Source organism: Gluconobacter vitians, from assembly GCF_015244565.1.
In the GTDB taxonomy this organism is placed as follows: Bacteria; Pseudomonadota; Alphaproteobacteria; order Acetobacterales; family Acetobacteraceae; genus Gluconobacter; species Gluconobacter vitians.
On record NZ_JABCQG010000031.1, the window covers coordinates 1 to 14,451 of the forward strand.

General features: G+C 60.7%; 11 protein-coding genes and 1 riboswitch. Of the genes, 3 read left to right on the forward strand and 8 right to left on the reverse strand.

Features of this window, described 5'->3' with window-relative positions; genetic code table 11:
• The first annotated feature begins 282 nt into the window (after positions 1 to 282).
• Positions 283 to 3,819, forward strand: a complete 3,537-nt coding sequence (locus HKD24_RS14000; protein WP_194260821.1) for a Hint domain-containing protein — start codon at positions 283 to 285, stop codon at positions 3,817 to 3,819.
• Positions 3,791 to 5,398, forward strand: a complete 1,608-nt coding sequence (locus HKD24_RS14005; RefSeq protein WP_194260822.1) for a glycosyltransferase — start codon at positions 3,791 to 3,793, stop codon at positions 5,396 to 5,398. Before HKD24_RS14000 ends, HKD24_RS14005 begins: the two co-directional genes overlap by 29 nt.
• 2 nt (positions 5,399 to 5,400) lie before the next feature.
• Here HKD24_RS14005 and HKD24_RS14010 read toward each other — a convergent pair whose 3' ends face one another.
• On the reverse strand, positions 5,401 to 6,378 hold the full coding sequence (locus HKD24_RS14010; RefSeq protein WP_194260823.1) for an LLM class flavin-dependent oxidoreductase: 978 nt from the start codon (positions 6,376 to 6,378) through the stop codon (positions 5,401 to 5,403).
• A 285-nt stretch (positions 6,379 to 6,663) separates the two neighbouring features.
• Between HKD24_RS14010 and fucP the strand changes: the two genes are divergently transcribed.
• Positions 6,664 to 7,998, forward strand: coding sequence for an L-fucose:H+ symporter permease (fucP, locus tag HKD24_RS14015; RefSeq protein WP_194260824.1), 1,335 nt, complete (start codon positions 6,664 to 6,666; stop codon positions 7,996 to 7,998).
• A 10-nt stretch (positions 7,999 to 8,008) separates the two neighbouring features.
• Here fucP and HKD24_RS14020 read toward each other — a convergent pair whose 3' ends face one another.
• Genes HKD24_RS14020 through thiC form a run of 7 tightly spaced genes read right to left on the reverse strand, consistent with a single transcriptional unit; the run spans position 8,009 to position 14,007 of the window.
• Positions 8,009 to 8,767: a hydroxymethylpyrimidine/phosphomethylpyrimidine kinase family protein gene (locus HKD24_RS14020; protein WP_194260825.1), complete on the reverse strand. Its 759-nt coding sequence runs from the start codon at positions 8,765 to 8,767 to the stop codon at positions 8,009 to 8,011.
• A complete protein-coding gene (locus HKD24_RS14025; RefSeq protein WP_228124439.1) occupies positions 8,764 to 9,726 on the reverse strand; it encodes a HesA/MoeB/ThiF family protein in 963 nt (320 codons plus the stop codon). The genes HKD24_RS14020 and HKD24_RS14025 overlap by 4 nt, the downstream gene beginning before the upstream one ends.
• On the reverse strand, positions 9,723 to 10,334 hold the full coding sequence (locus HKD24_RS14030; RefSeq protein ID WP_194260827.1) for a thiamine phosphate synthase: 612 nt from the start codon (positions 10,332 to 10,334) through the stop codon (positions 9,723 to 9,725). Before HKD24_RS14030 ends, HKD24_RS14025 begins: the two co-directional genes overlap by 4 nt.
• Positions 10,331 to 11,089 carry a thiazole synthase gene (locus tag HKD24_RS14035; RefSeq protein WP_194260828.1) on the reverse strand — a complete coding sequence of 253 codons (759 nt, stop codon included), beginning with the start codon at positions 11,087 to 11,089 and terminating at the stop codon, positions 10,331 to 10,333. Before HKD24_RS14035 ends, HKD24_RS14030 begins: the two co-directional genes overlap by 4 nt.
• A gap of 2 nt (positions 11,090 to 11,091) precedes the next feature.
• Complete coding sequence (gene thiS / locus HKD24_RS14040; protein WP_194260829.1) at positions 11,092 to 11,289, reverse strand: sulfur carrier protein ThiS; 198 nt, start codon at positions 11,287 to 11,289, stop codon at positions 11,092 to 11,094.
• Positions 11,279 to 12,217 (reverse strand): FAD-dependent oxidoreductase, encoded by a 939-nt coding sequence (locus tag HKD24_RS14045; RefSeq protein WP_194260830.1) that lies wholly within the window; start codon positions 12,215 to 12,217, stop codon positions 11,279 to 11,281. Before HKD24_RS14045 ends, thiS begins: the two co-directional genes overlap by 11 nt.
• Positions 12,214 to 14,007: a phosphomethylpyrimidine synthase ThiC gene (gene thiC, locus HKD24_RS14050; RefSeq protein WP_194260831.1), complete on the reverse strand. Its 1,794-nt coding sequence runs from the start codon at positions 14,005 to 14,007 to the stop codon at positions 12,214 to 12,216. Before thiC ends, HKD24_RS14045 begins: the two co-directional genes overlap by 4 nt.
• Before the next feature lie 134 nt (positions 14,008 to 14,141).
• Positions 14,142 to 14,276, reverse strand: a riboswitch (TPP riboswitch).
• Positions 14,277 to 14,451 lie beyond the last annotated feature (175 nt).

The following is a 14,451-nucleotide window of genomic DNA, read 5'->3' on the forward strand; positions in this document are numbered from 1 at the left end:
CCTGCGATCGCTGTAGTGCTGCTCGCACGGCATGCGTGGTCGTGGCGCTGCCATGACGTATCTGTCCCATAAGGCTTCCTTCCACTCGCGTGAAAATATCACACCATCAAATCCCGGGACTAAACACCCAAAGAGGGCGGATCACAGATGCGCCAGTCGACGTGTCTTGTCAGTTAGTCGTGAGTTCGGATTGCTTCTAAGCGTGTCAAATTAATTTCACACACTGACATGGGAGTATTGGAGTAACGGGATGTTCATAAATCCCGGAATGGAAGACCCTGCATGTCCTCGACGCTAAAATCCTTCACTGAAGGCGATCTTGTCATCAGCGTAGTCGGTGATGGTGACGGAAGTGGCACCTATACGGACAATCAGGCGTCTGCCATTACGCTGGAAGAGATTACAACCACCGGTGAAGTCGGTGATACGCTCGTTCTGCCCCAGACCACTACGGTGGTCGATGGTGTCACGGAATATGCGGTCTCAGGCGAGTACGGTTCATCGTCCGAAGGCGAACTCCAGCTCTCGCAGGACGGAGAATCTCTTGTCATCGGCGGCTACGGCATTAATGCCGCGACCTATAATACAGGCGGCGCGGCCGTTTACGGCGATGCCCGTCTGGCCCAGTCCACCAGCCTGACCGGAACACGCTATACAGCCGTTCCCCGCGTCGTCGCCGATATCAGCTATGACGGAACGGTCGATACCAGCACGGCCCTGTATGGCGTATTCAACACCAACAACATCCGCAGCGTCGCCACGGTGGACGGAACCTCGTTCTACATCACCGGTCAGGGCGTGAAGGGCGATACGACCCAGGGCGTCTTCTATGCGGACGATGGCGCCAGCGTGGCAACCGCCATCGACACATCCACCGACACCCGCGTCACCGAGATCGTCAACGGCGTCCTCTACGTCTCGCGTGACAGCACACAGGGCAGCGGCGGGACGTCGAATATCGCCAGCTACGGCACAACCCTCCCGGTCTCGGCCACGCAGTCCGAAGTCCTGCCCGCCATCGACGGATCGGTCACCCTGACGGCCGCCGAAGAAAACTCCCTCAACGCTTCCGCAGTCGGCACAACGGTCAGCCTCAGCCCGGAATCCTACTTCTTCGCAAGCTCGACCGTTCTGTATGTAGCCGACAGCGGAAACCCCAAGGCAGGCGGCGTAGGCGACGGCGGGTTGCAGAAATGGACCTATAACGGCACCGCCTGGACCCTCGATTATACGCTCTCGGTCGGGCTCAATCTCGTCTCGAACACATCCACCTCCGGGACCACGGGCCTGATCGGACTGACGGGCGAAGTGGAAGGGGATGAGGTCGTTCTCTACGCCACGAACGCAACGGTCGGGGATCTCGACCAGACCTATCTCTTCACCATCACCGACGACCTGGATGCGACGACCGCCCCTGCCGATGAGAGCTTCACGACGCTCGTAACAGCCGCCGCCGACACCAATATCCGCGGCGTCTCCTTCGCCCCGACCGATACGTCTACGGCCAGCGCGGTCACGGTCGCCAGTGGCGGCACCAGCACTTCCGCCATCATTTCCAACGGCGGTTCGATCGTCGTGCAGTCGGGCGGCACGGCCACCGGTGCCAGCATCCTGTCCAGCGGTTCCGCCACGATTTCGGCAGGCGGCTCCGCATCCGGCGGCGTACTGGCCCATGGCGCCACCGAAACCGTCCTCGGCTCGGTTTCCGGGACGCAGATCGACGGTAACCAGATCGTCAGCGCTGCCGGGGCCAGCGTATCGGGCGAGACCGTCTATAACGGCGGCTCGGTCGCCCTGGCGATCAAAGGCGCCCAGGCCAGCGGTATTACGCTGAACAACGGCGGCATCCTCTCGATCGACGGCAACGCCGCAGCAACGGACACCACCATCCTCTCCGGCGGCACCATCGAACTTGAATCCGCCAAGGCCACCCTGTCCGGAACGGTGCTGTTCTCGGGACAGGGCACGCTTCAGATCGACAGCATCGCAAGCTCCGGATACGGCACGCTGGCTACGATTTCCGGCTTCGGCGCCGCAGACGTCATCGACGATACGGTCATGGGCACCGGCACGACGCTGAACACAACGGTCAGCGACGGCAACACAATCGCTACCCTCAGCAGCGGCTCGGTCAGTCAGCAGTTCACCTTTGCAGGCAGCGCACTCGCCGCGTCCCTCACACTTTCAGCAGACAGCATGGGCGGCGTCGAACTCACCACCTCATCCGCCACCTCGTCCAGCAGCGACAGTTCAAACGTCGTCTCCAGCGGAGCCACACTGTCCGGCGCGGTGGTCTCCAGCGGTGACACCCTGACCATCAGCGCAGGCGGCACCATCGTCGGCGCAACCGTCCTGTCCGGCGGCACGCTCGACGTCGTAGGCACGGATAGCGGCTCGGTCATCTCGGCGGGTGGCGTGGAAAACATCACCGGTCTCGCATCGGGCGGCACAATCTACGGAACGCAGACACTGGCCACCTCCGGAGCTTCGATCAGTAATGAAACCGTGCTGTCGGGCGGGACGGTCGACATCACCATCAAGGGCGTCACGGCAACCGGGATCACGCTCGACGGGGGAAGCCTCTCCATCGACGGCAATTCCGCCGCCAGTAATACCGTCCTCAAAGACGGTGGCACGCTCGATCTCCTGTCCCCCAAGGCCTCGGTCACGGGAAGCCTGGAATTTGCCGGTGCAGGCACCCTCATCCAGAGCGTCGCCCCATCCTCCACGGCCTATGGCGTGCAGGCCGTTATTTCCGGTTTCGAAGCGGACGACACGATCGATCTGCAAGGCATGGGCTCTGCCGCAACCCTGAGCAGCGTCACCTCCGGCGGCAACACCCTCGTCACGGTTACGGACGGCAAGACCAGCGAAACCCTGACCTTCGCCGGCGATTACGCAGCAGATTTCTTCGTCCTGGGCGCCGACAGCGCAGGCGGCCTGACCGTTACGGCGGAAGGCACGCCGTGCTATTGCCCCGGCACGGCCATCCTGACCGAAACGGGAGAACGTCCGGTCGAAACGCTGGAAATCGGAGACCGCCTCATCACCCGCGATGGCGCCATCCGCCCGATCCGCTGGATCGGACGCCGCGCCTATGACGGCCGCTTTGCCGCCGGTCGTAGCGATATCACGCCCGTGCGCATTGCCGCAGGCGCTCTGGGCGAGGGGTTGCCGCGCCGCGATCTGGTCATTTCGCCGCTGCACGCCATGTTCCTCGATGGCGTGCTGGTCCCCGCCCACGCGCTGGTTAACGGCCGGACCATCACACAGGCCGAACAGGTCGATGTCGTCGAATACATCCATATTGAGCTGGAAACCCACGACATCATCTTCGCTGAAGGGGCCGCATCCGAAACCTTCATTGATGATGGCAGCCGCGGAATGTTCCACAACGCCCGCGAATACGCCGAACTCTACCCCGACGCCGAACCCGTCGCCGCCCGTTACTGCGCCCCGCGCGTGGAGAGCGGGGAAGAGCTCGAAGCCATCCGCCGCAGACTGGATGCCGCATCCCCGCGCACCGACACGTCATCGATCGAGCTTTACGTGGATCTCGCCACGCGCGGCCGGGTCGCGGGCTGGGCGCGCGATGCTCTGCGTCCCGACAGCAGACTGCGCCTGAGAATCCGCACCGGCGAGCTGGTCCTGTGCGAAGTGACGGCCGACCGTCACCGTGCGGATCTGCAAGCCGCCGGAAAGGGCGACGGCTTTTATGCCTTCGACATCGACCTCATCGGCGGCCTGTCCGAAGAGCAGCTTGCCGCCCTCGTCGTCGAGCCGGTCCTGGATGCGCGCCTCGTCCGCCTGGCAGCCTGAAGAGCTGATGGCCGAGCCGTATGTCGTCCCGGCGCGTCCCACCGTGCTGCCCGGCTATCTGGACATTGCAACGCGCCGACGGATCGCGGGCTGGGCGCAGGCGGGGGAGAGCGGAGACCCCGCCGCCCTGCAGGTTCTCGATAACGGCAGGCTGATCGCGCGGGTCATCGCCAACCAGCACCGTCCTGACCTGAAACAGGCGGGGTTCGGGGATGGGCGCCTCGGCTTCGACCTGCTGATCCCCGCACCCTTGAGTGCCCATGAACGGCACATCATTCAGGTCCGCCGCGAAGCCGACGGAACGGAGTTGATCGGCTCTCCCGTCGTCCTCGAAGCCACCGGCACATTCGACGACGACCTGCGCGAACTCCTGCGACAGGTCGCAGGCGGTGCCCAGACGAATGACGAGCGCGAGACCATCCTGGCCTTTCTCGCACAGATCGCCGACGACCTGCTGACCGATCACGCCCATGCGCAAGGCGGTCAGGAACAGCACGACCATTACCGCCGGCTGGCCCGTCGGCACGGCCCCGAAATCGATGTAAAACCCCGGGCCCCGCTCGCGCTGCTCATTGACGAACATCTGCCGGTGGCGGGGCAGGACGCGGGGTCACAGGCCCTGCTGTCCCACGCCCGCGCACTTCAGGCGCTCGGCTACGACGTCAGCCTTGTCGCCGCTGATGACCTCTCTCCGCCAACCGGTTTGCAGCACGCGCTGGAAGCAGAAGGCTTCACAATCTGGCGCGCCCCGCATTACGCCTCGGTGGAAGAAATCCTGCGGCGCCAGTCCGGCGCGTTCAATCTGGTCTATCTGCACCGGATCGGCACGGCCTCGCGATATCTGAGCCTTGTCCGCCATCACCAGCCAAGTGCCACGGTGCTCTACAGCGTCGCCGATCTGCACCACCGCCGCATCGCGGGGCAGGCCGATGCCGTCCTGACGCATTCACCTGTAGAGGCCGAATGGCTCCGCCAAGCCGTTCCGCAGGCGCGTGTCGTCTGTGTTCCGTGGGCGGTGCATAAACGGGAGCAGAAAGCAAACTTCGCGGTAAGGCGCCATATCGCCTTCATCGGGAATTATTTTCATGCGCCGAACCTTGATGCCGTCATGTGGTTTGCACATGTCGTATTGCCAGAGTTGCGGATCAGAAACGCTGATATGGAACTCTGGCTGGTGGGTCCGCATCTGCCATGTCATCTGTCCTGGCCTGAAGGCGTTCGTGCTCTGGGCCACGTTGCAGATCTTGATGGATCCGTATTCGATCATGTTCGCCTGACGGTAGCGCCATTGAGATTTGGAGCCGGAATCAAGGGGAAGGTTCTGGAAAGTCTTCTGGCCGGCGTACCCTGCGTCATGACTTCAATCGCGGCCGAAGGGCTGAATTTGCCCTCTTCTCTTGCTGCACTCGTTGTGGATGATGAAGCCAGCCACATTGAACGTATCAGTGCCCTTTATGCTGATCCTGATACATGCCAGCTGCTGGGAAAACAGGCCCAAGACCATATTGGCGATCTGTTCAATGCAGACTGTACGGCTGCTTCATTGCGTCGAGCCATTACAATAGCGCGACAGCCTTGATCTCAGCCCCCCATCAGCTGGTGGGCAATTCCGCTAAGGGTTCGTCGCCTTTCTGTCTGGGAGAACAGTGGCGTACCGATCAGCAGTTCATCGGGTCTGTGCCGCTCTACAAAGGCCGAGATATTTTGTGCAACGTCCTTATCCGTCCCCACGAATGTATAACGCAGCGTTCTATCAAGCAGGCGTTGTTCCTGGCCATTCCATGATACTGGCCGTGGGACCGGAAACGTTGTTGGTCGTCCTTGACGCAAGGCAATGAAGTGCTGCTGCAGAGATGTGGAGGCCTGTTGTGCTTCAGCGTCCGTTTCCCCAATCACTGCATTTATACTAAGCATAGCGTAAGGTTTTTTCAGACGCTCCGAAGGTTCGAAGCGCTCCCGGTAAAGAGCCACGGCCTCTTCCATCAGGTCAGGAGCAAAGTGACTGGCGAATGCGAATGGCAGTCCCATAATGGCCGCCAGATGGGCAGAGAACAGGGACGATCCCAGCAGCCATACCGGCACAGTCAGCCCGGCACCCGGTACCGCAAAGACGCCCTGCCCCGGTTGCGGCTTTTCGAAATAATGCAGCAACTCGACAACATCCTGCGGAAAGCGCTCGGCGGAGGTCGGATCACGACGCAAGGCACGCATGGTCGCCTGATCGGAGCCAGGGGCACGTCCAAGCCCGAGATCAATCCGGCCCGGGTAAAGGGATTCCAGTGTCCCGAACGCCTCGGCAACAGCGAGCGGAGCGTGGTTCGGCAGCATGATTCCGCCTGCCCCCACCCGGATGGTTTTCGTAGCCCCTGCCACATAGCCGATAACAACTGCAGTTGCGGCGGAGGCGATGCCCGGCATCGCATGGTGTTCGGCCAGCCAGAAGCGCTGAAAACCCAGACTTTCCGCATGTCTCGCCAGATCCGCACTGCGATGAAGTGCATCGGCAGCCGAGCCGCCTTCAGTGATGAATGCGAGGTCGAGAACTGAAAGTGGGATCATGTGGAAGGCCCTGTCAGCAGTTTCCCATACAGGTGGGGTGGATTGTGGAACGTGCCAACCAGAAAAAGGCAGACCTTTTGAACGCGTCTCTTTGCCAGCTTAAGCCTCCATAAAATGTGATTTCCTGAAGAGGTCAAAGGGCAAAACTCACAAAGAATAATCCTTTTAAAACATTTTATATGTGATAATAGCCAAAAGATAACAAATGCTAATGCTGGACCGTCGCCTCTCGTATAGGCAGGCCAGTTTATCTTTAGCGGTAAACAAGACCTTGCGAGGCAATCCGTGGCTAAATCCGACCCCATCGTCCAGCTCCCGGACGGCTTTTATCTCAACCGTACACCCCTGCTCGCTTTCGGCCTGTTGTGTTGTCTGTTCTCACTATGGGGCTGCGCCATGAGCCTCAATGATGTGTTGATCGGACAGTTCCGCAAAGCTTTCATGCTGTCGGATTTTCAGTCCGCACTTGTGCAGTTCTCGTTTTACATCAGCTATTTCGTGCTGGGCATTCCAGCCGGCATGATTATCAAGCGCTTCAGCTATAAATGGTCGATCCAGTTGGGCCTGCTTCTATATCTCATCGGCTGCTGTCTGTTCTTCCCCGCTGCCCATTTCGCGACATATCAGATCTTCTTCATAGCTCTTTTTGTTGTCGCAGCGGGGCTGGTCTTTATTGAAACCGCTGCCGATACCTATTGCACCCTGCTCGGCCCTCCGGGACGCGGAACGCATCGCCTGAACTTTGCCAGTGCCTTTCAGCCGATCGGTGCCATTCTGGGGTCCAGCATGGGGGCCTACCTGATTTTCAGGGATGGCGATCTTTCACGCGAGCAGCTCTCCGCCATGCCCGCCGCGCAGGCCTGGCAGCATCAGCTCGGCATGATCCACGCCACTCTTGAACCCTATGTCTATATCCTCGGCGTTCTGCTGGTCGTCATGGTCGCCATCGGCCTTACACGTTATCCGGCCTGCAAAGGACGCGATCAGCAGCGCAGTCACGAACTCGATACGACCGGCGCTCTCAAACGGCTGTTTGCCAACAGACGCTTCGTCCTCGGGATCCTGACGCAGTTCCTGTATGTCGGCGCACAGGTCGGCGTCTGGAGCTTCATCATCCGGCTCTCCATGCGCCTGGGACACATCAACGAGCGGCAGGCTTCCGTTTACCTGATTGCGTCATTCTCTGCGTTCTTTATCGGCAAGCTGGTGGCCAATTTCTTCATGCGGCATGCCCGCCCGGCGCGGGTTCTGTTCGTTTACAGCCTGCTCTGCATCGTCGCGCTGGGTTATGCCGTCATGGTCCACGACTTCACGGCTGTGTACGCCGCCATTTTCGTCAGTGGACTGCTCGGCCCCTGCTGGCCGACAATTTACGGGCTCACCGTCGATGAACTCGGCCATGACCGCGCTTATGGCGGGTCAATCCTGGTCATGAGCATCAGCGGCGGCGGTATTCTCCCGCTCCTGCAAGGCTATATCTCGGATGCGACCGGCGGAAACATGCAGCTTGCCTATATCGTACCGATGGCATGCTTCATCGTGATTGCCATGTTCGCGGCATACTGCATGAAAACCAACGATGAACCAGCGGAGCAGATCGTCTTTGACGCCACGCTCTAACAACGCCATTTCAGGCAGAAGCCGTGGTACAGTTTTCACCTGCTTTCCGGAATCGTTCCTCAAGGCCGCGTCGAGCGGCCTTGACAGCATCCGGCAACGGCTGTCCTTCTGCCAGTGCCGCAGCCAGGTCGCTGGCCAGCTGACATCCTGTTCCCCTGAGATCGAACGGATAGCGCATGGAACGGAAGAACAAAGGAGAGCAGTTCGCCTGATAAAGAATATCGGTCGAATATGTTGGGTGGCCGTTATGCCCCCCCTTCACCAGAACGCTCTGGCAGCCTCGATCCAGAAGCGCTCCCGCAACGTCATCCGGTTTAGTAGCCTGATGCAGCCCCAGTGCAGATTTCAATGCTGCCAGTTCCGGCAGGTTTGGCGTCAAAACAGTCGTCCGGGGCAAAAGCAGGTTCAGAAGAGCCTGAATTCCTTCTGGCTCCAGCAGGGCATGTCCTGAACTGGAACAGAAAACCGGATCCAGAACAACCGGCACATCAGGAAGACGCGCTGCCACAGTCCGGACAAGCCCTGCGTTGCACAGGGCACCAATCTTGATAGCCCCCACCCCCTCTTCCAGCGCAGCCTCGATCTGGGCTGCGAGCAGATCCGGCGAAACAGGGTCCACAGCCAGAACCCTGCGATCCGTCTGGGCGGTGACAGCCGTGACGGCGATGCGGGCCGTCAGTCCTGCGTCATGGACAGCGAGCAGGTCACGGGCAATGCCGGCTCCTCCGCTGGAATCCATCCCACCGACCAGAAGAACGGGACGCGTCACCGCCCTGTTGTCGCAATGAATGCCACGGTGCCGCTCTGCCCGGAAAAGCGTTTTGCCGCCCGCCAGGCCCGCAACCCGCTGGCACAGATGAACACGGTTCTTCCCGCCTTCATATCCAGCATTTCCGGATGCTCGATCGGCCCGCGAACCGCCCATTCCACGGAGAGCGGTCCCGTCTCATCCCGCTCCCGCAGGTCGAATACAAGATCGGCCTCAGTGATCTCTTCAAGCCCGAGAATAAAAGGCCCCCCCTCTTCCGCCACGGGCGCGTCGTCAAAGCGAAAAGAAGAACTCCGCCAGTGCTCCAGATCCAGACTGATCAACTGACCCAATGGGGAAGGCTGCATTTCCAGCAGGATCGACAGCGTCATCTGTGCCTGTATGGCACCCAGCGCTGCCACGGCAGGGCCCAGCACCCCGGCCTCTGAACAGGTGGGGAAGCTGGCAGGAATATCGGGAAAAACGGCGCGATAACCGGGAGCCCCGCCACAGAATCCTCCCACATACCCAGACTGCCCCAGCACCGAGGCGCTGACGAGAGGCACACCTGCCTCAAGGCAAAGGTCAGACAGCATATAGGTCACGGCCACACTGTCCGCTGCATCAACCACAACGGAAATACCCGGCAGAAGACAGCGTGCAGAAGCCGGTTCCAGACGCCGGGCGACAGGTATGATCCGGCAATCTGGATTCAGCCCTTCCAGTCGTTCTGCCACGCAGGAGACTTTCAGTCTGCCGATGTCTTCCATGCGGAACAGGGTCTGCCGGTGAAGATTGCCTTCATCCACACGGTCATGATCCACCACCGTGATCCTGCCGCACCCGGCTCCAACGAGCGCCGGCAGCACGGTCGCCCCCAACCCACCGGCACCAACAACCAGAACATGCACATCCAGAAGACGTTTCTGATCGCCCTCACCCTGCGGGAAGAGGCCGACCTGCCGCAAATACCGGTTCATTGCACATAGGCCCGCGTCGCGGCGACCCATTCCCGGCAACGGGCAACCGGATCGTCAGCCATCTGGATATCCGTCACCACGGCGGCGCTGTCCGCCCCCGCGGCAAAGACACCCGGAAGCCGCTCGGGCGTCAGCCCACCAATGGCGACAAGCGGCGTTTGGCCGGCCCGCTTTTTCCAGTCGGCTACCCGCTCCAGCCCCTGCGGACCCCATTTCATTTTCTTAAGAAGGGTCGGATAGACGGGACCAAGAGCGACATAGGCCGGTTCATAAGACAGGGCCCGTTCGAGTTCCGCCGGATCATGGGTGGACAGTCCGAACCGGATCCCGGCTTTCTGGAGCGCGGCAAAATCCGCCGTTTCCATGTCTTCATGACCCAGATGGACGAAATCGCACCCCAGTTCCATCGCAAGGCGCCAGTAGTCGTTGACGACAAACTGGGCGCCGTGGCGCGCGCACAGGTCACGGGCCTGAATGATCTGACGGCGGATTTCCGCTTTCGGTTTGTCCTTGAGGCGAAGCTGCACCAGCCGCACACCACAGGGCAGAAGCGTTTCAAGAAGCCGGACTTCCCCGACCAGAAGATAGAACGGATCAAGCGTCATCATGCCAGTTCCGCCAGACCGAAAACGGGCGTCGAGACGCTGGCCATGTCTCGTTCGGGCATGAGGCCAGCCACAAAACCCTCCTGCCCCGCCTGTATGGCGTGGCCAAAAGCCCGCGCCATCCCCACAGGATCGACCGCCTTCGCCACGGCGGTATTGAGCAACACGGCATCAAACCCAAGTTCCATGGCCTGCGCGGCCTGACTGGGCGCACCGATCCCCGCATCCACGACCAGCGGCACATCGGGAAAATGCGCTCTCATGCTCCGCAATCCCGCCAGATTTCGGAGTCCCTGTCCTGAACCGATGGGCGCACCCCAGGGCATCAGGACTTTGCAACCGGCCTCAAGCAGCTTTTCGCCCACGATCAGGTCCTCGGTCGTGTAGGGAAAGACATCAAACCCTTCCGCACACAGCACACGCGCGGCCTCGACGAGCGCGAACGGGTCGGGTTGCAGCGTGTCGGCATGACCAATCACTTCCAGCTTGATCCATGAAGTTCCAAACACTTCACGCGCCATCCGGGCCGTGGTCACGGCTTCCCGAACGGTGTGACAACCCGCCGTGTTGGGCAGCAGACGACACCGGCTTTTCGCCAGAAGGGCACGAAACGCCCCTCCGGCCGCCCCTTCCCGCCTCAGCGAGACGGTAATGACCTCTGCGCCGGATGCCTCGATGGCCTCCAGCAAGACCTGCGGCGACGGATATTGCGCAGTCCCGAGCATCAGACGGGACGTCAGATCGACACCATAGAACATGGTCAGCCTCCCTGCATCGGCGACAGGACTTCAACCTTCACGCCATCATTCAACAGTGTTCCGGAACGAAGGGGCCGGGCAATGAAATCACCATCCACGGCCGTGGCCACGCAGGGGGATTCAAAGCCCTGCTCCGTCAGCAGGTCGGCCAGCGTTCGGGCCTGCGTTTCGATGCTCTGGCCGTTCAGATTAATCCGCATGGGCGTAAAGCTCCGCAAGTTCCGTGGCCAGTTGCTCTGCGCAGACAGGCGCCATCAGAAAGCCGTGGCGATACATCCCGTTGACATGGATGCGGTCCGCCGCGTGCCGGATGGCCGGAATATTGTCAGGAAAAGACGGACGCAGCCCTGCGCCCAGTTCAAGGATTTCCGCTTCGGCAAAACCGGGATGAAGCGTATAGGCCGCCGAAAGCAGCTCCATCGCAGCCCGCGCCGTAACGCCCCCCCGACGCGCACTTTCCACCATGGTCGCACCGATCATGTAGCGCCCGTTCTCGCGCGGCACGATGTAGCAAGGGAAACGTGGATGCAGCAGGCGCACGGGCCGCGTCAGTATCACGTCCGGCGCGTGCACGATCAGCATTTCGCCCCGGACACCGCGCAGATCGGCCAGGTCCTCCCGGGACGCCAGCCCCCGACAGTCCACGATCCGGCCCCGTGGCGCCCCGGTCCGGAACGACACGCCTCTGCTTTCCAGACGGCCTCGCAGGCTAGCCAGTGCCTGACGCGGGTCCAGATGCGCTTCGCTCGAAAAGAACAGCCCCCGTGCGAAACGCCCCGCCAGATCCGGCTCCAGATCCCCGGGAGTCACCCATTCATGCTCCCGCGTCGCCCGCGCAAAGCGCTCCAGTTCGGAAACATCCCGCGGCGGTGCGACAACAAGCGTGCCACGTCGCACGACGCCGGGCACATGGGCTGCCCACCAGTTCACGGCAGCCTGCCCTTTTGCCACGATCAGTTCCGGTGCACTTTCTCCCTCGCAGAAAGGCGCCAGCATTCCCCCCGCAAACCGTGACGCCGGTTCTGGGGCGCCATCCGGGACGATGACTTCCACGTCAAGGCCCCGGTCGGAAAGGACCGTGGCACAACACAGTGCCGTAACCCCTCCTCCCAGGACGGAATGGATCATTCCGCCGGTTCCGTCACAGGCACATAAAGCTGCCCGCCTTCACGGAATTTCTCCGCCATCTGCTCCATGCCGTCCTGCTTTTCCGCTGCGGCACGGATGTCATGCGAAATCTTCATCGAGCAGAACTTCGGCCCACACATCGAGCAGAAATGGGACACCTTGTGCGCCTGCTTGGGCAGGGTCTCATCATGCATGGCACGGGCGGTATCGGGATCGAGCCCCAGATTGAACTGATCCTCCCACCGGAACTCGAACCGCGCCCGCGACAGGGCGTCATCCCGCATCTGTGCGCCCGGATGGCCCTTCGCCAGATCCGCGGCATGAGCTGCAAGCTTGTAGGTTATGACACCGGTCTTGACGTCGTTCCGGTCCGGCAGACCCAGATGTTCCTTTGGCGTGACGTAGCAGAGCATGGCCGTGCCGAACCAGCCGATCATGGCCGCACCGATGGCCGAAGTAATGTGATCGTAACCGGGCGCGATATCGGTCGTCAGCGGACCGAGCGTATAAAACGGCGCTTCGTGGCAGTGCTCAAGCTGCTTGTCCATATTGGTCTTGATCTTGTGCATCGGCACATGGCCCGGCCCTTCGATCATGACCTGACAGTCCTTGGCCCAGGCAATTTTCGTCAGCTCGCCGAGCGTCTCAAGCTCCGCAAACTGCGCCGCATCATTGGCATCGGCGATCGAACCGGGACGCAGACCGTCCCCGAGCGAGAACGACACGTCATAACGACGGCAGATATCGCAAATCTCCTCGAAATGCTCGTACAGGAAGCTCTCGCGGTGATGATGCAGGCACCATTTCGCCATGATGGACCCACCACGCGACACGATGCCCGTCACCCGTCGGGCCGTCAGCGGGATCATATGCAGCCGAACACCGGCGTGGATGGTGAAGTAATCCACGCCCTGCTCCGCCTGTTCGATCAGCGTGTCGCGGAAGATCTCCCATGTCAGGTCCTCCGCAATCCCGCCCACCTTTTCCAGCGCCTGATACAGTGGAACCGTCCCAATCGGCACAGGCGCATTCCGGATGATCCAGTCACGGATGTTGTGAATATTGCGGCCTGTAGAGAGATCCATGACGGTATCCGCACCCCAGCGGATGGACCACACCATCTTTTCGACTTCCTCTTCCATGGAAGACGTGACAGCCGAATTGCCGATATTGGCATTGATCTTCACCAGAAAGTTGCGCCCGATAATCATCGGCTCAAGCTCACGATGATTGATATTGGCGGGGATGATGGCCCGTCCCGAGGCAATTTCCTGCCGCACAAATTCCGGCGTTACGAAATCCGGAATGCTGGCTCCGAAATCCTCGCCATCCCGCTCTTCCTGCAGGGCCTGCGTGCGGCCAATATTTTCCCGAATGGCGACGAATTCCATCTCAGGCGTAATGATACCGGCCCGGGCATAAGCCATCTGGGTCACTGCACGATCCCCGACTGCCCGCAGGGGGCGGCGCTGGTTCGGAAACGCAGGCGTCAGTCGTTCCCCCTCGGCAAAACCGTTATCGGCTGCCGTGATCGTGCGACCGTCATACTCTTCCACATCACCGCGATGGCGCAGCCAGTCCCCACGACTGTCCGCAAGACCTTTCGCAATGTCGATGCTGATGGCCGTGTCGGTATAGGGTCCGGAACTGTCATAGACGTTCAGCGGACATTCGTCCGAAACCTCAATCTGCCGCAGAGGCACTTTAATGTCATGGAGCGTGCCCTGGACATGGATCTTGCTGGAAGCCGGCAGAGGGCCTGTCGTGATGGCCGGAATGGAAGCGTTCATATGGTGTCTCCTCAAGCGCACTCGAAAAGACCCAGGGAGAACGTGAAGCAGAAAGGGAGCCGCCGTCCCCTGTGTACACAGACACAAGCAGGGCCGGATCGGCCCGATAGGCCCTTTCCCATACAGTGATGGAAATGAGTGCCCTTCGGTCTTCCTACGCCAGTATCAACTGGGTCAGGTTCAAAGGGTCGCTTCACCGTGCAGCCGGTTTCCCGGCAACACCAATCAGCCTCTCAGTCCCTTAAGGCGGGACCCCCCTGACGAGCGTTGATGGTGAGGGAGAAATGAAAGAAAAGCAATAGTGCGAAATGGAGCGTCCTGTGTTTTAGGGCCTGTTAGATCTTGAATTTCTTCCCATATTGTAGGGATGGAAGAAGGAGACGGAACAGGCACTTTTACGGACGAGACATGGGCGATCTGGGAGCCTCTGATTGAAGCGGTTCG